A 19,278-nucleotide genomic window follows, 5' to 3' on the forward strand; every position below is an offset into this window, starting at 1 on the left:
CGCCGCGGCTCTCGGCCCCCCGGCCTCGACGGAGGGGACGAGGCCGGGGCGGAAGCCGACCGACCCCGTACGGCGTCCTTCTGACGCCCCGCCATGCCGCCTGGGCCTCCTCCGCTGGGCCGGGCGGGTGCATTCGTGCCGCCGCACCGGTGTTGTTGAGGTGCGTCGGCGCTCTGCCGGGCGACTGATGAGTCATGACGAAGGATCAGTTGCTCACACGGCTGTCGTCCAAGGCGGCGGTGATGCTCACGCGGCGCCGGGCCCTGCTGGCCGGCGCCGCCGCGGTCGGGGCCGCCGGCACGGCCGGAGTGCTCGCGGCCCTCACGGGCGAGGACCCGGTCCGGCCGGCACTCCCCGCCGCCGGCCCCCCGGCCCACCGCGCGGTCAGTCCCTCGGCCTACCGCCTCCAGCCCCTGACCGGATACGGCCCACCGCCCACCGCCCCCAGGAAGACGCTCGTACGCCACGAGCCGTTCCTGAAGGTGTCCGGACGCGGCCGGACCATGGTGCTGACCTTCGACGACGGACCCGATCCCCGCTACACCCCGCACATCCTGGACACCCTGGCCGAGTACGACGTCCGCGCGATGTTCTTCGTGTGCGGGGAGATGGCGGTCGACAACCAGGACCTGCTGGCCCGGATGGCCGACGATGGCCACGTCGTCGGCAACCACACCTGGTCCCACCCGCTGCTCACCCGGCTCAGCCGCTCCCGCATCCGCTCCGAGATGGAACGCACCAGCGACGTCATCGAGGACGCCTACGGCGAGCGTCCCGCATGGTTCCGCGCTCCCTACGGCGCCTGGAACCGGGCCGCGTTCCAGCTCGGCGCCGAACTCGGCATGGACCCCCTCGCCTGGAGCGTCGACACCCTCGACTGGACCACCCCGGGCACCCGACGCATCGTCGGCGCCGTGGAGCACGGCGCCGCCCCCGGCGTCGTGGTGCTCTCGCACGACGCCGGGGGCGACCGCTCCCAGAGTGTCCGGGCATTGCGCGACTATCTGCCGCACCTCATCGATTCCGGCTATCACATCACCGTCCCGCGACGGCAGTACGTATAGCCGGAATGCGCCCGCCGGGTCGGGGAACGCTCAGCGGACCTCGACCAGGCGGGCGAAGGCGACGACGTTTCCCGCGTAGCCGCTCTGCTTGGAGAAACCGCCCCCGCAGGTGATGACCCGCAATTCGGGGGTTCCCTTGGAACCGTAGACACGGTCACCGGGGAAATTGCTCTTCTCGAAGACCTCGATGCCGTAGATCTCGAAGACCGCGGTCTTTCCGTCCTTGCGCCTGACCTCGACGCGATTTCCCTTCTTCAGGGCCCCGAGTCCGTAGAACACCGCGGGGCCCTGTTTGTTGTCGACATGGCCGACGACGACCGCGGTGCCCTTCTCGCCGGGGGACACCGCGCCGGTGAACCAGCCGGCCAGGTTCGGATCCTCCGGCGGCGGCGCGCCGACCCAGCCGTCCGCGTCGAGCCCGACCGGCACCATCGGCGCGTCGACCCGGATCGCCGGGATGGAGACCCGGTCGGGCACCGCGAACGGCAGGGGAGCGGGGGCCTGGCCGAAGGCGGTGCCGTGCACCCGGCTGTCCGCGGCGGCCGCCGACGCGGGCTGCGGCGGCCCGACGTCGAACTCCCCCGAACCGTTCCGGATGAGCGCGAGACCGGTCAGCAGAACAAGCGCTATCACGCCCCAGGGAGCGCGCTTCTTCCGCTGCTCCTCCTCTTCGGCCAGCCCGGCCAGCTCGGACGCAGACATTGACTTCCCCTCTCGACGCGGCCGTCGCCGCGTCATTCGCGCATACGAGAACGCTAAGTCCCGAACACGCAACCGGCGACGGGTCAGCGGCGAACGGGTGGCCCCCGAACGCGGGTGGTGCGCCATCCGAGTTGCCGTGAACAGGAATTTTCTGACGGTCCGTGACCTGCGAAGATATCCGATTGTGCGCTTTTTGTTCGGCGTGTCCACTCACCAGGACGGACCATTGTCGAAATGCGGGCCCGTGCAAGGCGTCTGAGGGTATTTCTGGGAGGCGTTTTCTCGCCGATCCACCGGGGACCGTTCCCGGGGCGTCTCCCGCGGAGGATTCACATGCGTACTACTCGTGCCCTGGCGGCCGCCGGCGCCGCGGTCGCCGTGCTCCAACTCGCCGCCCCGGCGGCCGTCGCGCGGGACGGCATGAACCTGAGCCCGAGCAATGTCGTCGCCCTTCCCAACGTCATCGCCCGGGGTGGACAACTGACCATCACCGTCAACAACTGCACCGGCAACGCCACCGCGAGCTCGGACGCGTTCCGGACGATCAGGCTGACCACGGGTACCAACAACCTGGCGACGGGGCGCGCCACGGTCAACCGGAACGCGGCCACGGGATCGCACAGCATCAGCGTCGTCTGCGGCAACGGCACCGTGATCAACCCCACGGCCTTCACGGTCATCGGCGGGGTCCGCGGTGGTCTCGGCGGCAGCAGCTCCAGCGGGGCCACGCCGACCGACATGGCCATCGGCGGCGGTCTGGTGGCCCTGGCCGTCATCGGCGGCGGGGTGTTCTGGATGCGCCGACGGACCGAGAAGCACATCTGATCTCCGCCCCTTCGGAGACGCACCGCCCCACCTGACGCGGACCTTCGCCCCGGACTCCGAGAGGAACCGGGACGGAGGTCCGCGTCACGTACGGCCGCAAGTGCCGTCAGGCGCCGCCCTGCCGGGCGCGCCGACGGGAGAAGTAGTACGCCGCCCCGACCGAGCCCGTGATCAGCAGCGCGCCCATGCCGAGCTCCTTGACGTCGAACCCGGCGAAGCTGCCGCCCTCACCGGCCCGCACCCCCCGGTCGGGGTTGAGCGGCACCGGTGTGGGACCGACCGGGCGGCCGCCGGCGATGGTCAGCCCCGTCGAGCCGCTCACGCCGTCGCAGCTGAACGTCACCCGGTAGACCGCACCGGGTCTGGCGTCCCGGTCGACCACGACCGTCGCCTGGCTCTTGCGCGGCGGGATGGTGATGGTGTCGAACACCCCCGAGGTGACGGTCGCCGAGCCCGTGCAGCCGCCGTGGTCCCGTTCCAGCAGCAGCGCCACCTGTCCGCCCGGGGCGATGGTCGAGGGCAGGACGCTGAAGCCGAAGGGGGTGATGTCGTTGTCGCCCTTCGCCACGGCGGCCGGTGCGGACAAGGCCAGGGCGGTCACGCCCAGCAGTGCGGCCGAAGCGACGCGTATCGCGCGCATGGTGGTTCCTCCGGTCCCCGAGGAGCAGCTGCGGACCTGTTCCGCCTGTGCCGAAAATGCACCTCGATGACCGAAACGCTAGGAACAGGTGTACGTCTGCGCGATCTCTGTCACTCCGAATGGGTCACGCGTGTGGGCCGCTCAGGGGACACCGGCGGCGTGTCGGACACCGGACGTCCCCCTTGAGCGGTACCCGCGGTGAGCGGCCGTCAGCCGCTGACGCCCGGGAAGAGGGCGAGGAACGGCTCGGCCGACGCCGTGATGCCACGGCTGTAGGGGGCGTCGAAGTCCCAGATCAGGAAGAGCAGGAAGGCGATCAGCGCGGAGAACAGGCCGGCCAGGACCAGCTCGCGGGTCGTACGCCGGATCTGCAGCGCGAAGACCATCCCGATGGTGACGACGCCGCCGCCCAGCAGGCCGAACCAGACCACCCCGGGCATGGTGGGCTCGACCGAGTCCGCGCGGGCGTTGCGGGCCTGGTCCACGGCGGCCACCTGGTCGACGAGCGGCTGGTAGGCCTGGGCCTCGAAGTCGTCCTTCGGTTCGTAGGAGGTGACGTCCGTGCGGATCCGGTCGAGGAGTTCGGTGCCCTTCTCGGTCATGCGGCGGTGATCGGCCATCTCCTTCCACTCGGTCGTGACGACGTGTCCGACGTAGGCGTTGACATCGGCCCGAATGCGGTCACGGGCGTCGGCCGGGTAGACCTGGACCCGCTCCGAGATCTCGTGCAGCGCCTGGGCCTCCGCCTGGACGTGGTCCTGGGCCGCGCTGCGGGCCTCCCACACGCCCGCGATGGCCAGACCCAGGACGATGGCGTACACGACCCCGATCCACATCGTCATGTACTCGATGACGTCCGGGGTCTCGCTGGGATCCTCGTCCACGGGCGCCGCCTTGTGGCGGATGAGGGTGATGGCGACCACCACCGCGCACGCGGCCAGCATCGCGAGGATGAGAACAAGCCATTCCGGCAAGGGATGCCTCCAGGATCGGCACTAGCGGGGCCGCAGGGCGGCCACGGCGACCACCGCGGGCGCGGTGATGAGCAGGACGTAGATCACGGGCGAGGTCGTGCTGTGGGTGCGCCGGTCGGGCGCCTTCGCGTGGTGGTAGGCCGGGTAGATCACCGGAGGTGCGGAGGGGGCCGGGGCGGGCTTGGGCGGCGGCGTCCGTGTCGGGGTCGGGGTCGGGGTGGGAGTAGGGGTCGGTGCGGGTGCGGGAGGCGGTGCCGGCCGCGCCCGCGGGGGCGCCGGCCGAGGTGCCGGTGCGGGTGGCGAGGGTGCGGGAGCCGGTGGCTTCGGCTTCGGGGTGGGCCTGGGCTTCGGCGGCTTGTGCGTCGGAGGCGGCTTCGGGGTCGGGTCGGGTGAGGGTGTCGGCGTGCAAGGGGGCTCTGGGGGGGTGGGGGTGGGCGTGGGCGTGGGTGTCGGCTTCGGGCAGGGCGGGAGAGTGGGCCAGGTGAGGTTTCCGGCGACCGCCACCACCTCGGCGCCGCCGGGACCGACCGAGGCGTAGGCGCAGGCATCCGCCTCGGCCACCCCCGCCGTGGGACCGATGAGCGCCCACGTCAAGGCCAGCAGGGCCAACGCGCGTATGGCGGTGGCGGATTGGGGTGATTCGGGTCGATGCACGACGGAGATCATGAGGCCTGTCGCGCCGTATCACGCGCGGGCGCGAAGAGATTGCTCCGAAGGAGGGATAAAAGGTCGCCCAATGTTTGAATCCTGAGCGATCGCCCGTCCGGCGAGGCGTACCTCTGTGCGGTTTGAGACGGGTGTGGTCACGGCCTCCGAAAAGAAATTTGCGGGACGGGTGAACACAACCCCTGGTCCGGTGCGTACTCATGGTCGTGCGGCGGCGCAGCAGGGCGCTGCAACACCCTTTGGAATTATGGGGAGTTGACGATGAAGACCTCCTGGCGGAGCGCCTCACTCGTGGCAAGCGCCGCGGCGGTGCTGGCACTGACGACGGCGTGCGGTCAGGAAGGCGGCACCTCGTCGGTGGGCAGCCAGAACGTCGGCGCCACGGCGGCGGCGGGCGGTTACGGCGGTGTCGGCTCCGGTCTCGGCACCGACACCAGCCCCAGCCCCACCGCGAGCTCGACCGCGATCGGTCAGGGAAATCTGGGAGCCCAGTCCGCCTCGGCCGGCAAGTTGCAGGTGTCCGCGAACCCCGAGCTCGGGGACGTGCTGACCGATGCCACCGGTCTCAGCCTCTACCGATTCGACGAGGACACCGCCGAGCCGCCGAAGTCGAACTGCAACGGCGACTGTGCGACGGCCTGGCCGCCGGTGCCCGCGGACGACGCCTCGGCCGGGGCCGGCATCGACAAGGCGCTGCTCGGTGAGGTGACCCGGGCCGACGGCACCAAGCAGCTGACCATCGGCGGCTGGCCGGCCTACCGCTACGCCAAGGACACCAAGGCCGGCGACCTGACCGGTCAGGGCGTGGGCGGCAAGTGGTACGCGCTGGCGCCCAACGGCAAGAAGGCGTCGGTCGCCAGCCTGCCCGGACTGTCGACGCGCAACGACCCCAAGCTGGGCGAGATCGTCGTCGACAAGAACGGCATGACGGTCTACCGCTTCGCCAAGGACAAGGCCTGGCCCAAGCCCGTCTCCAACTGCACCGGTGCCTGCCTGGAGAAGTGGCCGGCCGTCGCGCCCGTTTCGGCGAACGACACCAAGGGCGTCCAGAAGAAGGGCCTGATGAGCTTCACCCGTTCCGACGGCGTCGCGCAGCAGACGGTCAACTGCTCGCCCATCTACACCTTCGCGGCCGACAAGCAGCCCGGCGACACCAACGGCCAGGGCGTCGGCGGCACCTGGTACGCCGTCCGCCCCAACGGAGAGATGGTCGGCGTCTCCGACAAGTGACACCGGCCTCACCGCTCCACCGGTCCGACCCCTCCGCGCCGCACGGAGGGGTCGGACCGGTTTGCCGTCATTCCCCTCAACTCCCCGCGATTCGGCGCCCGTTCCGCGACTCTCCGTAGTGAGGTGCCTATGCTTCGTAGGCGATCCGCAGCAACCTCCAAGCGGCACGTGCCGCAGGCAGTGACCGGGAACGGACGGTCAATTTCCGTTTCTGCTCGCTCCATTGGCGGGCGATCAGTAGCCTCAGCTCGAACACCGGATCGCCTACGCCTTGGAGAGATACATGGAGCGTCCCGCCTGGGCTCCCCGGAGCATCGACATCTCGGTGCCGAGCGTGGCGCGTATCTACGACTTCTACCTGGGCGGTTCGCACAACTTCGAGGCCGACCGGGAGGCGGCCCGCAGGGTCATGGAGTTCGCGCCGGGGCTGCCGAAGACCATGCAGGCGAACCGGGCGTTCCTGCGGCGGGCGGTTCGGTTCGCCGCCGACGAGGGCATCACCCAGTTCCTGGACATCGGTTCCGGCATCCCGACCTTCGGCAACGTCCACGAGGTGGCCCAGAGCGCCCGCCCCGGCGCCCGTGTCGTCTACGTGGACCACGACCCGGTGGCCGTCGCGCACAGCCAGAAGGTCCTGGAGGGCAACCCGGACGCGGGCGTCGTCGCGGCGGACCTCCGTAAGCCCCAGGAGATCCTTGCGAATCCCGAGGTCCAGCGCCTGATCGACCTGAACCGGCCGGTGGCGCTGCTTCTCGTTGCCATACTGCACTTCGTGGAAGACGCGGACGACCCGTACGGAGCGGTGGCCGAGCTGCGCGACGCGCTCGCGCCCGGCAGCCTGCTGGTGCTCACCCACGCCTCGGTCGAGGGAATCCCGCTTCCGCCGGAGCGGACCGAAGGCGCGGTGGACGTGTACAAGGACATTCGCAACCCGCTGATCATGCGCTCGCGCGACGAGATCGCGCGGTTCTTCGAGGGGTACGACATGGTGGAACCGGGACTGGTGTCGCCGCCGCGGTGGCGGCCCGAGTCGGCGACCTGGAACCCCGAGGACGAGGATCCGTGGGCTTTCTCCGGGTTCGCCGGCGTGGGGCGTTCCGCGTGATCGCCGAGCCGGACGGGCCGGAGGACAGACTGCGCCGGTTCGCGACGATCTGGAGCCGGGCCGTGTTCCCGGTGACGTCGACGTCCGCGACCCGGCCGGAGTTCGAGGAACAACTGCTGCCGCTGGCCCGCCGGTTGAGCGAGGCACTCGCGGCCAGGGCCGTCGACACGGACGAGGGCCGGGCGGTGGGCGCCGCCCTCGTCGACGCGCACTGCACGGATCCGGAGGCGCTGACCCGTTCCCTGGACTGCGTCGACGCCTATCTGGTGCTCTACTGCGGCGGCGACGGCGACCGCGAGGACCTGCGGTCCCGGTCCTCGCGTCTGCAGCACGCCATGGCCGCCGGGTTCGCCCACGCGCTGCGCGAGCGGACGCTGACCGAGCAGGAGGCCATCGCGCAGGCCGCCCTGCAGGCGCAGGGCGTGGTGGCACAGGCGCTGCACGCGACCGAGGCGCGCTTCCGGGCGGTGTTCGAGGGCGCGGCCATAGGGATCGGCATCGCCGACCTGGACGGCAACGTCCTCCAGGTCAACGGCGCCCTGCTGCGCATGTTCGGCATCACCGACCAGACCATGCGCGGCCGCAAGGTCCAGGAGTGGACCCACCCCGAGGACGCGCCGCAGACCTGGACGCTCTACGACGAACTCGTCCGCGGCGAGCGCGAGCACTACCACCTCGAAAAGGCATTCTCCCGCCCCGACGGAACCGTCCTGTGGACCAACCTGACGGTCTCCCTGCTGCGCGACGCCGACGGTGCCCCGCAGTACCAGCTGGCCCTCATGGAGGACACCACCGAGCGCCGGCTGCTCAACCTCCGGCTGCGCTACGAGGCCACCCACGACGCCCTCACCGGGCTGCCCAACCGCACCCTGTTCTTCGAGCGCCTGGAGAAGGCGCTCAGCGCGGGCGAGGGCCAGCGGTTCGGCCTGTGCTACCTCGACCTCGACGGCTTCAAGACCATCAACGACAGCCTCGGCCACGCGGCCGGCGACCGGCTGCTCGTCGAGGTCGCCGACCGGCTCCAGTCCTGCGCGACCGCGCCGGGTGAGATGGTCGCCCGCCTCGGCGGTGACGAGTTCGTGGCGCTGACCACCGGCCCCGACACCGAGAGAGAGGTCGACGACCTCGCGGCGCGCATCATGAACGTGCTGCTCGCCCCGGTCCGTATCGACGGCCGGGAACTGACCGTGCGCGGCAGCATCGGCATCGTCGAGGGCCCGGCGGGGGAGCGGGGGCCCGCGGAGGTGCTGCGCAGCGCCGACATCACGATGTACCGGGCCAAGTCGGCGGGCGGCAACCGCTTCGAGCTGGCCGATCCGGAGGCCGACGCCCGCGCCATCACCCGGCACGGATTGACCACCCAGCTGCCCGCGGCCCTGGACCGGGGCGAGTTCTTCATCGAGTACCAGCCGCTGGTGCACCTCGGGGACGGCAGCGTGCGGGGCGCCGAGGCGCTGGTGCGCTGGCTGCACCCGCAGCACGGCGTCCTCGGCCCCGACCGGTTCATTCCGCTCGCCGAGCACACCGGGCTGATCGTGCCGCTCGGCCGCTGGGTCCTGGAGCAGTCGGTGCGCCAGGCCCGCGAGTGGCGAGAACGCTACGGGCAGGACGTGGCGGGCGACCCGCTCCGCATCAACGTCAACCTCTCGCCCTGCCAGCTCACCCACCCCGGCCTGGTCCAGGACACGGTGGACATCCTGGAGCGCGCCGGCGTCGAACCGGACGCGCTCTGCCTCGAAGTCACGGAGTCGGCCCTCATCGGCGCCGACGACGACCTGCTCAAACCACTGCGCCGGCTCGCCGAGATGGGCGTGGACATCGCCCTGGACGACTTCGGCACCGGCTACTCGAACCTGGCGAACCTGCGCCGTCTCCCGGTCAGCGTCCTGAAGCTGGACCGCTCCTTCACGCAGAGCATGCAGCAGTTCCCCGCCGACCCGGTCGACCTCAAGATCGTCGAGGGGATCGTCTCGCTCGCCCACGGTCTGAACCTGGCGGTGACGGTCGAGGGCGTCGAAACCGGGGCCCAGGCCGAGCAGTTGCGGATACTGGGCTGCGACACGGCCCAGGGCTGGTACTACGCCCGCCCGGGCCCGCCGGACCGGCTGCACCAGCTCGCGCTGGTGGACGCGACGGGCTGAGTCCTGCCGCGGTCCTAGGGCAGCGGCAGTGAGCGCAGGGAACCGTGGGTACGGGCCATGACGAGGACATGGCCCGTGTCCCCGCCCGGCACGACGACCACGGGGTGTTCGCCGCCCCTGGTCTGTGCGTAGGCCGGGGACATGCGGGGCGCGGCGGCCCCGGTCCCCTTCGGGCCGGCGTGCAGGTCGATCGTGATCACGCGGCCCCGCGTGGTGCGGTCGTTGACGGGGGTGAAGGTCACGAACCGGCCGGCGGTCACGGTGGCGTCCGCCTCGGTGGCGTACGTGCTCCACAGTCTGCGGTCATTCTTGAGGTCGTACGCGAACCAGTCGCCCGCGCTGGTGTCCTCGGCGCCGGCCTCGTACAGCACCAGGATCCCGTCGTCGGAAATCACACCGTGCACGGGCTTGTTGATCGTGTTCCGCGGGGTCGGCAGCGGCCTCAGGGACGCCGGATCCAGTCGGCGCATGGGCGGGAAGGTGTCCCCGGCGGAGAACGGGCTGCCGGTGCAGACCAGGTAGCGGCCCCCGGTGACGAGGTGCGGGCACTCGACGCCCGTCGGGCTGGTCGCCACGGTGGCGCCGGTGCGGGCGTCGCGGGCGGTGACGCGGGTGCCGTCGGCCGTGTAGACACGGCCCCCGAAGGCGGCCAGGGGTTCGCCCGTGCTCCAGCCGACGGACCGGTGCCACAGGGGCGTGCCGTCGGACGCGCGCACGGCGTCGAGGACGGCGGCGGTGCCGGTGAAGGGATCCGGTGCGTGCAGAGCGTAGACGATCCCGTCCGCGGCGCCGAGGGCCAAGTAGGCGCGGCCGGTGGGCAGTCGACGGGTCCACGCCTGCGCACCCGTGCGCAGGTTCGCCGCGCGGAGCCTGCCCGCGACCCCGGTCACGGCCCGTTCGGCGGCCGCGTCGACGAGCAGTCCGGCGCTCTTGCCGCGGTCGCCCGCGGGCACGGTCCAGGTGACACGGCCGTCGGCCCGCGAACGCCCCACGAATCCACCGGAGTCGGTCGCGCACACCACCTGGTGCGCCGTCGCGCCGCAGCTGCCGTGGGCCTCCCGGCTGGAGAGGGACGCCGCCCACGCCCGCCACGGGCCCGAGACGGACATCGAGGTCATCTCCGCCGTCGGCCCCGAGGCGCCGGACGACGACGAGACCGCCGGTCTCTTCGGCCCGCCGGACGCGGTGTTCCCCGCGCACCCCACCAGCACCAGCAGTGCCGCGCCCACCGCGACGATCCGCCGCTTCATCCCGCCCACCCCCGTCCGAGAAAACCTCATGCTACGACCGCTCAGCGCTCCAACAGCATCCGCTGCAACTCCCGTGCCGCCCGCGGCGGAGCCACATCGCTGCGGTGCGCCAACGCGATCGTCCGGCGCAGTCCGGGCCGGGCCAGCGGGGTGACCCGCAGCCCCCGTCCCGAGCGCGTGGCGACCATCCGCGGTACGACGGCCACGCCCAACCCCGCCCGCACGAAGCCGAGGACCGCGTCCATCTCCCCGCCCTCCACCGCGAAGTCCGGCTCGAACCCCTCGGCACGGCACGCGGCCACGGTCAGTTCGCGCAGGTCGTAGCCGTGCCGGAACATCACCAGCGGCTCGCTCTCCAGGTCGGCGACGCGTACCGTACGGCGGCCCGGACCGCCGGGCGCGGGCACCTCCGGCGAGGAGACGACGACCAGGTCCTCGCGCAGCAGCTCCACCGTCGTCAGCGCCGGGGACGGCGACGGCAGCGGGAGGACCACCAGGGCCAGGTCGAGGGCGCCGCGCGCGAGCAGCCGTACGAGATCGTGTGAGCCGCCCTCCTCGATCATCAGCCGGATGCCGGGATAGCGGTCGTGGAAGGCGCGCAGCACGTCCGGCAGGAGACCGGTGCACAGGCTCGGGGTCGCGCCCAGCCGGACCCGGCCGCTGCGCAGCTGCACCAGCTCCTGCACCTCGTGCCGGGCCGTGTCCGCGTCGGCCAGGATGCGACGGGCCAGCGGCAGCAGGGCCTCGCCCGCGTCGGTGAGGGTGATGTTGCCGCGCGCCCGCAGGAAGAGGTCCGCCCCGAGCTCCCGCTCCAGCGCCTTGATCTGCTGGGACAGGGACGGCTGCGCCACGTGGACCAGGTCGGCGGCGCGGGTGAAGTGCCGGGTCTCGGCGACCGCCACGAAGTACTGGAGCTGCTGGAACTGCATCCTCGTACGATAGCCGTTCCCTATGGAATCAAGCCGGACCATGTCTTGGACCGATCGGGGGCCCGGGCTCTAGCGTCTTGACCCATGGCTCTGGCAACGCGGACGGACCGACGGCCGTCCCTCGCACGCACGGTCTGGGACAGCTCCGTCGGCAAGAAGACCGTGATGGCCGTCAGCGGCCTGATCATGCTGCTGTACCTGGTCGTCCATATGATCGGCAATCTGAAGATCTTCTTCGGGGCGGGCGAGTTCAACCACTACGCGCACTGGCTGCGCACGGTCGGCGAACCCTTCGTGCACTACGAGTGGACGCTCTGGCTCATCCGGATCGTGCTGGTGGTCGCCGTCGTCGCGCACGCGGTCTCGGCGTACCAGCTCAGCCGCCGCGACATCCGGGCGCGCCCCGGCAAGTACGTCCACAAGAAGCCACGGGCGAGTTACGCGACCCGCACCATGCGCTGGGGCGGCATCGTCCTCGGCCTGTTCATCGTGTGGCACCTCCTCGACCTGACGACCGGGACCGTGCACTCCGGCGGCTTCCAGGAGGGCCACCCGTACCAGAACGTCGTGGACACCTTCTCCACCTGGTACGGCAACGTCATCTACATCGTCGCGATGCTCGCCCTCGGCCTGCACGTCCGGCACGGCTTCTGGAGCGCCGCGCAGACCCTCGGCATCGGCAGCCGCACCCGCGACCGCGCCCTCAAGGCCGTCGCCAATGTCCTCGCACTGCTGCTCACGGCCGGCTTCATCGCCGTACCCGTGGGTGTCATGACCGGAGTGGTGAGCTGAACATGACCTACGTCGACTACACGACCGGTGCGCCGCTGACCGACGGCAAGGCGCCCGCCGGGCCCGTCAACGAGCGGTGGGACACCCGCAGGTTCGAGGCCAAGCTGGTCAACCCCGCCAACCGCCGCAAGCACACGGTGATCGTCGTGGGTACCGGTCTCGCGGGCGGCTCCGCGGGCGCCACGCTCGCCGAACAGGGCTACCACGTCGTCCAGTTCTGCTACCAGGACTCCCCGCGCCGCGCCCACTCCATCGCCGCTCAGGGCGGCATCAACGCGGCCAAGAACTACCGCAACGACGGCGACTCGATCCACCGCCTCTTCTACGACACCGTCAAGGGCGGGGACTTCAGGGCGCGCGAGTCCAACGTGCACCGCCTGGCGCAGATCTCGGTCGAGATCATCGACCAGTGCGTGGCGCAGGGCGTGCCCTTCGCGCGGGAGTACGGCGGCCTGCTCGACACCCGCTCCTTCGGCGGCGTGCAGGTCTCCCGGACCTTCTACGCCCGCGGACAGACGGGTCAGCAGTTGCTGCTCGGCGCCTACCAGGCCCTCAGCAGGCAGATCGCCGCCGGGAACATCGAGATGCACCCGCGCACCGAGATGCTCGACCTGATCGTCGTCGACGGACGGGCCCGCGGGATCGTGGCCCGGGACCTCGTCACCGGGCGCATCGACACCTACTTCGCGGACGCGGTGGTGCTGGCCTCCGGCGGCTACGGCAACGTCTTCTACCTGTCGACGAACGCCATGAACTCCAACGCCACCGCCATCTGGCGAGCCCACCGACGAGGTGCCCACTTCGCGAATCCCTGCTTCACCCAGATCCACCCGACCTGCATCCCGCGCACCGGCGACCACCAGTCCAAGCTCACGCTGATGAGCGAGTCGCTGCGCAACGACGGCCGGATCTGGGTGCCGAAGGCCAAGGGCGACACCCGTCCGCCGAACCGGATCCCCGAGGACGAGCGCGACTACTACCTGGAGCGCATCTACCCGTCCTTCGGCAACCTGGTCCCGCGCGACATCGCCTCCCGCGCCGCGAAGAACGTCTGCGACGAGGGGCGCGGGGTCGGTCCCGGCGGACAGGGCGTCTACCTCGACTTCGCCGACGCCATCCAGCGGATGGGGCGCGAGGCCGTCGAGGCGAAGTACGGCAACCTCTTCGACATGTACCAGCGGATCACCGACGAGGATCCGTACGAGGTGCCGATGCGGATCTATCCCGCCGTGCACTACACGATGGGCGGACTGTGGGTCGACTACGACCTGCAGACCACCGTCCCCGGCCTGTTCGCGATCGGCGAGGCCAACTTCTCCGACCACGGCGCCAACCGCCTCGGCGCCTCCGCGCTGATGCAGGGCCTGGCCGACGGCTACTTCGTGCTGCCGGCGACCATCAACGACTACCTCGCCCGCAACCCGCACCAGGACACGGTGACCGACGAACACCCCGCCGTGCAGGAGGTGTTGGCGGAGACCGAGGACCGGCTCCACCTGCTCCTCGCCGTCGACGGCGACCGTACGCCCGACTCCTTCCACCGTGAACTCGGCGAACTCATGTGGGAGTTCTGCGGGATGGCCCGCACCGACTCGGGACTGCGCAAGGCGCTGGAGCGCATCCCGCAGATCCGTGAGGAGTTCTGGCGGCGCATCAAGGTGCCGGGCACCGGCGAGGAGTTCAACCAGTCGCTGGAGAAGGCGAACCGCATCGTCGACTACCTGGAGCTCGCCGAGCTGATGTGCCTCGACGCGCTGCACCGCGCCGAGTCCTGCGGCGGCCACTTCCGCGAGGAGTCCCAGACCCCCGACGGTGAGGCCGCCCGCCGGGACGAGGAGTTCGCCTATGCGGCGGCCTGGGAGTTCACCGGCACCGGCGAGGCTCCCGTCCTGCACAAGGAAGACCTGGTCTTCGAGTACGTCCACCCCACTCAGCGGAGCTACGCATGAAGCTCACCCTGCGCGTCTGGCGGCAGAAGAACGCCGACGCCGACGGCGCCATGTCCACGTACGAGGTGGACGGCATCTCGTCCGACATGTCCTTCCTGGAGATGCTGGACACCCTCAACGAGGAGCTCATCCTGCGCGGTGAGGACCCGGTGGCCTTCGACCACGACTGCCGTGAGGGCATCTGCGGCGCGTGCTCGCTCGTCATCAACGGCGACGCGCACGGACCCGAGCGGACGACCACCTGTCAGCTGCACATGCGGTCCTTCTCCGACGGCGACACGATCGACATCGAGCCGTGGCGGGCGTCCGCCTTCCCGGTGATCAAGGACCTGGTCGTGGACCGGTCGGCCTTCGACCGGATCATCCAGGCCGGCGGGTACATCACGGCGCCCACGGGTGCGGCTCCCGAGGCCCACGCCACGCCGGTGCCCAAGCCCGACGCCGACTTCGCCTTCGAGCACGCCGAGTGCATCGGGTGCGGGGCGTGTGTGGCCGCCTGTCCCAACGGGGCGGCGATGCTGTTCACCTCGGCCAAGGTGAACCATCTGAACGTGCTGCCGCAGGGGGCGCCGGAGCGGGAGACCAGGGTCCTCGACATGGTGGAGCAGATGGACGAGGAGGGCTTCGGCGGCTGCACGCTGGCCGGTGAATGCGCGACCGCCTGCCCCAAGGGAATTCCGCTGGTCTCCATCACCAGCATGAACAAGGAGTGGCTGCGGGCGACCCGGAAGGTCGCGAAGCGCTGAGAGACGTTCGCCGACAAGGTGCGGACGGATGGGGTCGGACGTGGTGCTCAGGTCCGGCCCCATCAAGGTTGAGCGAGGGTGTCCGCTCCCTCCGGCCACCGGCCCGACACCGGCCGGTCGGCGGAGTCGGAGGCCCCGGACACCTTGCCCGAGCCGTTCAGCCAGCGCACATCCGCACTCTGGGAACCGGTCACGTACACGCCAACCGGCGTCGGGAGAACAGGGACAGCGGCACCGCTCGCCGCCTCCGCCTGTGACCTGGAGAGTGCCATGACCGGCGTTTCCACCCTCGACCGTCCCCCGCAGAGCGTCGCCCCCACCCGGTACACCGTCACGCTGGCCCGCGACGAGGACGACGTACGGGCCGCGCAGCGGCTGCGGCACGACGTGTTCTCCGGCGAGATGGGCGCCCTCCTGTCCACCCCGGAACCCGGCCTCGACGTGGACGGCTTCGACGCCTACTGCGACCACCTGCTCGTCCGCGACACCGTCACCGGCCAGGTCGTCGGCACCTACCGGCTGCTGCCCCCGGAGCGTGCCGCGGTGGCCGGACGCCTGTACTCCGAGGGCGAGTTCGACCTCGCGCCGCTCGACGCGATCCGCCCGGGGCTCGTCGAGGTCGGCCGTTCCTGTGTGCACCCCGACCACCGCGACGGGGCCGTCATCGGACTCATCTGGGCCGGGATCGCCCGCTACATGGTGGACCGCGGCCACGACTGGCTGGCCGGCTGCTGCTCCGTCCCGCTCGCCGACGGCGGCGCGCTCGCGGCCGGCACCTGGGACCGGGTGCGCACCAAGTACCTGGCTCCCGAGGAGTTCCGGGTACGGCCCCTGCTGCCCTGGGAGCCCGCGGAGGGGACGCCCGCCGCGCACACCGAACTCCCCCCGCTGCTGCGCGGCTACCTGCGGCTCGGCGCCTGGGTGTGCGGACAGCCCGCCCACGACCCGGACTTCGGGGTCGCCGACATGTATGTGCTGCTGTCGATGCGCCGGGTCAACGCCCGGTACCTGCGGCACTTCCTCTCGCTCGTCCCGGCCTGATGAGCGTCTGGCTGCCCAGCGCGCCCTGCACCCCGGGGACGTGCGTGGAGCGGGTGGGATCCGCCACGGCCGTACCCCGTGCCGTGCTGCGGTTCCTCGCGGTCGCGGCGGTCCTGCTCGCCGGGATCGCGCTGCTGCCGGCCGGCCGGCTGATCCCGGCCGGCGCGGTCAGGTGGTGGTGCCGGGCGGTGGTGCGGGTCTCGGGGGTCCGGGTCCGCCTGTCCGGCGCCGCCACGCCCACGGGCGGGGTGCTGCTGGTGGCCAACCACATCTCCTGGCTGGACATCCCGCTGCTGGCCGCCGTCCGACCCGCGCGGATGCTCGCCAAGTCCGAGATCCGGCGGTGGCCCGTGGCGGGTTGGCTGACCGCCCGCAGCGGCGCGCTGTTCATCGAGAGGGACCGGCTGCGGGCCCTTCCGGACACGGTTGCCCGGATCGCCGACGCGCTGCGCGCCGGCGCGGCGGTCGCCGTCTTCCCCGAGGGGAGCACCTGGTGCGGCCGCGCCCAGGGGCACTTCCGCCGGGCGGTGTTCCAGGCGGCTCTGGACGCCGGGGTGCCCGTCCAGCCGGTGAGCCTGCGCTACCGGCTCGTCGACGGCGGGTCCAGCACGGCCCCCGCCTTCATCGGCGACGATTCGCTGCTGACCTCGGTGTGCCGGGTGGTGTCGGCACGGGGACTGATGGCCGAGGTGGAGGTCCCGGACCCGATCCCTCCGGGCAGTCACCCGGACCGCCGCTCCCTGGCCCGGGCGGCCCAGTCGCGGGCGTGCCACGGGCGGACGGCGGAGCACGCGGGCGGCTGACGGTCGCAGGGCCGCGGTCCTGTGAGAGCGGGTTTCGGGGACCCTCTCCTTCGCCGGACCGGCGGAATCAGGAGTCCTTGCCCAGCGCCCGTGCCAGGTAGGGCCCCGTGGTGCTGCCCTCCGCCTCGGCCACGGCTCCCGGTACGCCCGTCGCCACGATCCGGCCGCCCGCGTCGCCGCCGCCCGGGCCCAGGTCGATCACCCAGTCCGCGCCCGCCACGACCGACATGTCGTGCTCGACGACGATCACCGTGTGGCCGGCGTCGACGAGACCGTGCAGTTGGCGCATCAGGACCTCGACGTCGGCCGGGTGGAGACCGGTGGTGGGTTCGTCGAGGAGGTACAGGGTGTGGGCGCCGCGCACGCGCTGGAGTTCGCTGGCGAGCTTGACGCGCTGGGCCTCGCCGCCGGAGAGCTCGGTCGCGGGCTGGCCGAGGCGGAGGTAGCCGAGGCCGACGTCGAGGAGGGTGGTGAGACTGCGGGCCACGAGCGGGGTGTCCGCGAAGAAGTCCGCCGCCGACTCCACCGTGAGGTCGAGCACCTGGGCGATGTTCCTTCCCCGGTACGTCACTTCGAGCGTCGCCGGGTTGTAGCGGGCCCCGCCGCAGTCTGGGCAGGGCGCGTATGTGCTGGGCAGGAAGAGCAGCTCGACGCTGACGAACCCCTCGCCCTGGCAGGTCTCGCAGCGCCCACCCGGCACGTTGAAGGAGAACCGCCCCACGCCGTAGCCCCGCCGCCGTGCCTCGTCGGTGGCGGCGAAGACCTTGCGCACGACGTCGAACAGACCCGTGTAGGTCGCCAGGTTGGAGCGCGGGGTCCGGCCGATCGGCTTCTGGTCGACCGAGACCAGACGTCCCACCCCCTGCGACTCCTCTGTGATCTCGCCGACCAGCGTGGACTTGCCCGAGCCCGACACCCCGGTCACCGCGGTGAACACCCCTAGCGGGAACTCGGCCGTCACCCCGCGCAGGTTGTGCCGGCTGACCGGACCCACCTTCAACCAGCCGCGAGGCGACCGCACTTCACGCCGCACCGCGGGAGAGCGGTCGAACAGGAACCGGGCGGTGGCGGACTCCTCGACCTTCGCCAGCTCCGCCACCGGCCCGCTGTGCAGCACCCGTCCGCCGTGCTCACCCGCCCCCGGCCCGACGTCCACCAGCCAGTCCGCGCCCCGCATGACGTCCAGGTGGTGCTCCACCACGAACACCGAGTTGCCGGCCGCCTTCAACCGCGCCAGCACGGTGAGCAGCGCCTCGGTGTCCGCGGGGTGCAGTCCTGCGGAGGGCTCGTCGAGGACGTACACCACTCCGAACAGCCCGGACCGCAACTGGGTGGCGAGACGCAGTCGTTGGAGCTCGCCCGCGGACAGGGTGGGGGTCGCGCGGTCCAGGCTCAGATAGCCGAGACCGAGCTCGACGACGGGCGCGATGCGGGACTTGAGGTCGTCGGTGAGGACGCGCGCGGTCTCGCCGTGGGCGACCAGCGAGGCGGCCAGCTCGGTCAGCGGCAGTGCCGCGAGCTCGGCGATCGTGCGGCCCGCGAAGGTGACCGCCATCGCCTCAGGACGCAGCCTGCTGCCGTCGCAGACCGGGCACGGGGCGGAGACCAGGAACCGCTCCGCCTTCGCCCTGAGCGTCAGGCTCTTGGAGTCCGCGAACGTCTTCAGGACATAGCGGCGGGCGCTCATGTACGTGCCCTGGTACGGGCGTTGGATACGGTCCGCGTCCCGCACCGGGTGCACGGTGACCACCGGCTGCTCGTCGGTGAACAGGATCCACTCGCGCTCTTCGGCGGGCAGCTCACGCCACGGGCGGTCCACGTCGTGACCGAGCGCGTCGAGGATGTCCCGCAGGTTCTTGCCCTGCCAGGCGCCGGGCCACGCGGCGATGGCGCCCTCCCGGATCGACAGCGACGGGTCGGGTACCAGCGACTGCTCGGTCGTACGGTGGACGCGGCCCAGGCCGTGGCATTGCGGGCAGGCGCCGACCGCCGTGTTGGGGGAGAAGGAGTCCGAGTCGAGCCGTGCGGCCCCCGGCGGGTAGTCACCGGCCCGGGAGAACAGCATCCGCAGGGAGTTGGAGAGGTTGGTGACCGTGCCCACGGACGAGCGGGAGGTCGGTGCCGAACGCCGCTGTTCGAGCGAGACCGCGGGCGGCAGCCCAGTGATCTCCCCGACCTTCGGCGCCCCCACCTGGTGGATCAGCCGGCGCGCGTACGGAGCCACCGACTCGAAGTACCGCCGCTGGGCCTCCGCGTAGATCGTCCCGAACGCCAGCGACGACTTTCCCGACCCGGACACCCCCGTGAACACGGCCAGCACATCCCGTGGCACCTCGACGTCCACACCCTTGAGGTTGTGCTCACGGGCACCGCGGACGCGGACGTACGGGTCGTGGGGGCCGGGTGGGTCGTACATGGGAA

At 71.4% G+C, this 19,278-nt stretch carries 17 protein-coding genes; 10 read left to right on the top strand and 7 right to left on the bottom strand.

All coding sequences use genetic code 11. The annotated features are described in order from the left end of the window. Positions 1-194: 194 nt before the first annotated feature. Positions 195-1,064, top strand: a complete 870-nt coding sequence (locus H293_RS0105765) for a polysaccharide deacetylase family protein (RefSeq protein WP_020116930.1) — start codon at positions 195-197, stop codon at positions 1,062-1,064. 30 nt (positions 1,065-1,094) lie between these two features. Here the strand turns inward: H293_RS0105765 and H293_RS0105770 are convergent, their stop codons facing one another. Further along, positions 1,095-1,766: a class F sortase gene (locus H293_RS0105770; RefSeq protein WP_020116931.1), complete on the bottom strand. Its 672-nt coding sequence runs from the start codon at positions 1,764-1,766 to the stop codon at positions 1,095-1,097. Between the two features lie 333 nt (positions 1,767-2,099). On the opposite strand from H293_RS0105770, the gene H293_RS0105775 reads away from it, so the two are divergent. Beyond that, positions 2,100-2,591 carry a membrane protein gene (locus tag H293_RS0105775; RefSeq protein WP_020116932.1) on the top strand — a complete coding sequence of 164 codons (492 nt, stop codon included), beginning with the start codon at positions 2,100-2,102 and terminating at the stop codon, positions 2,589-2,591. A gap of 106 nt (positions 2,592-2,697) precedes the next feature. On the opposite strand, the gene H293_RS0105780 is transcribed toward H293_RS0105775, so the two are convergent. From H293_RS0105780 to H293_RS59925, 3 genes are all read right to left on the bottom strand, one after another. After that, a complete protein-coding gene (locus tag H293_RS0105780; RefSeq protein ID WP_020116933.1) occupies positions 2,698-3,231 on the bottom strand; it encodes a hypothetical protein in 534 nt (177 codons plus the stop codon). A gap of 209 nt (positions 3,232-3,440) precedes the next feature. After that, positions 3,441-4,205 carry a bestrophin-like domain gene (locus H293_RS0105785; RefSeq protein WP_020116934.1) on the bottom strand — a complete coding sequence of 255 codons (765 nt, stop codon included), beginning with the start codon at positions 4,203-4,205 and terminating at the stop codon, positions 3,441-3,443. A gap of 21 nt (positions 4,206-4,226) precedes the next feature. After that, entirely contained in the window at positions 4,227-4,358 is a 132-nt protein-coding gene (locus H293_RS59925) for a hypothetical protein (RefSeq protein ID WP_020116935.1), read from the bottom strand. A gap of 774 nt (positions 4,359-5,132) precedes the next feature. Between H293_RS59925 and H293_RS0105800 the strand changes: the two genes are divergently transcribed. The 3 genes from H293_RS0105800 (at position 5,133) to H293_RS0105810 (ending at position 9,347) form a co-directional block, all read left to right on the top strand. Continuing rightward, entirely contained in the window at positions 5,133-6,101 is a 969-nt protein-coding gene (locus H293_RS0105800; RefSeq protein WP_020116937.1) for an SCO0930 family lipoprotein, read from the top strand. 283 nt (positions 6,102-6,384) lie between these two features. Continuing rightward, positions 6,385-7,206, top strand: coding sequence for an SAM-dependent methyltransferase (locus tag H293_RS0105805; protein WP_020116938.1), 822 nt, complete (start codon positions 6,385-6,387; stop codon positions 7,204-7,206). Then, positions 7,203-9,347 carry a putative bifunctional diguanylate cyclase/phosphodiesterase gene (locus H293_RS0105810; protein WP_028807584.1) on the top strand — a complete coding sequence of 715 codons (2,145 nt, stop codon included), beginning with the start codon at positions 7,203-7,205 and terminating at the stop codon, positions 9,345-9,347. Before H293_RS0105805 ends, H293_RS0105810 begins: the two co-directional genes overlap by 4 nt. Positions 9,348-9,361: 14 nt before the next feature. Here H293_RS0105810 and H293_RS0105815 read toward each other — a convergent pair whose 3' ends face one another. Together H293_RS0105815 and H293_RS0105820 are read right to left on the bottom strand one after the other, a co-directional pair. Beyond that, positions 9,362-10,597 carry an outer membrane protein assembly factor BamB family protein gene (locus tag H293_RS0105815; protein WP_028807585.1) on the bottom strand — a complete coding sequence of 412 codons (1,236 nt, stop codon included), beginning with the start codon at positions 10,595-10,597 and terminating at the stop codon, positions 9,362-9,364. Positions 10,598-10,638: 41 nt separating this feature from the next. After that, positions 10,639-11,526, bottom strand: coding sequence for a LysR family transcriptional regulator (locus H293_RS0105820; RefSeq protein ID WP_020116940.1), 888 nt, complete (start codon positions 11,524-11,526; stop codon positions 10,639-10,641). Positions 11,527-11,610: 84 nt separating this feature from the next. On the opposite strand from H293_RS0105820, the gene H293_RS0105825 reads away from it, so the two are divergent. The 5 genes from H293_RS0105825 (at position 11,611) to H293_RS49155 (ending at position 16,857) form a co-directional block, all read left to right on the top strand. Then, positions 11,611-12,318 (top strand): succinate dehydrogenase, encoded by a 708-nt coding sequence (locus tag H293_RS0105825; protein ID WP_020116941.1) that lies wholly within the window; start codon positions 11,611-11,613, stop codon positions 12,316-12,318. 2 nt (positions 12,319-12,320) lie between these two features. After that, entirely contained in the window at positions 12,321-14,267 is a 1,947-nt protein-coding gene (locus tag H293_RS0105830) for a fumarate reductase/succinate dehydrogenase flavoprotein subunit (RefSeq protein WP_020116942.1), read from the top strand. Continuing rightward, complete coding sequence (locus H293_RS0105835; RefSeq protein ID WP_020116943.1) at positions 14,264-15,013, top strand: succinate dehydrogenase/fumarate reductase iron-sulfur subunit; 750 nt, start codon at positions 14,264-14,266, stop codon at positions 15,011-15,013. Before H293_RS0105830 ends, H293_RS0105835 begins: the two co-directional genes overlap by 4 nt. A 270-nt stretch (positions 15,014-15,283) precedes the next feature. Next, on the top strand, positions 15,284-16,054 hold the full coding sequence (locus H293_RS0105845) for a GNAT family N-acetyltransferase (protein ID WP_020116945.1): 771 nt from the start codon (positions 15,284-15,286) through the stop codon (positions 16,052-16,054). Continuing rightward, entirely contained in the window at positions 16,054-16,857 is an 804-nt protein-coding gene (locus H293_RS49155; RefSeq protein ID WP_051138061.1) for a lysophospholipid acyltransferase family protein, read from the top strand. Before H293_RS0105845 ends, H293_RS49155 begins: the two co-directional genes overlap by 1 nt. Before the next feature lie 67 nt (positions 16,858-16,924). On the opposite strand, the gene H293_RS0105855 is transcribed toward H293_RS49155, so the two are convergent. Further along, entirely contained in the window at positions 16,925-19,273 is a 2,349-nt protein-coding gene (locus tag H293_RS0105855) for an ATP-binding cassette domain-containing protein (protein WP_020116947.1), read from the bottom strand. Positions 19,274-19,278: the final 5 nt, after the last annotated feature.

The sequence above is a fragment of the Streptomyces canus 299MFChir4.1 genome, from assembly GCF_000383615.1.
GTDB classification, from domain to species: Bacteria; Actinomycetota; Actinomycetes; order Streptomycetales; family Streptomycetaceae; genus Streptomyces; species Streptomyces canus_C.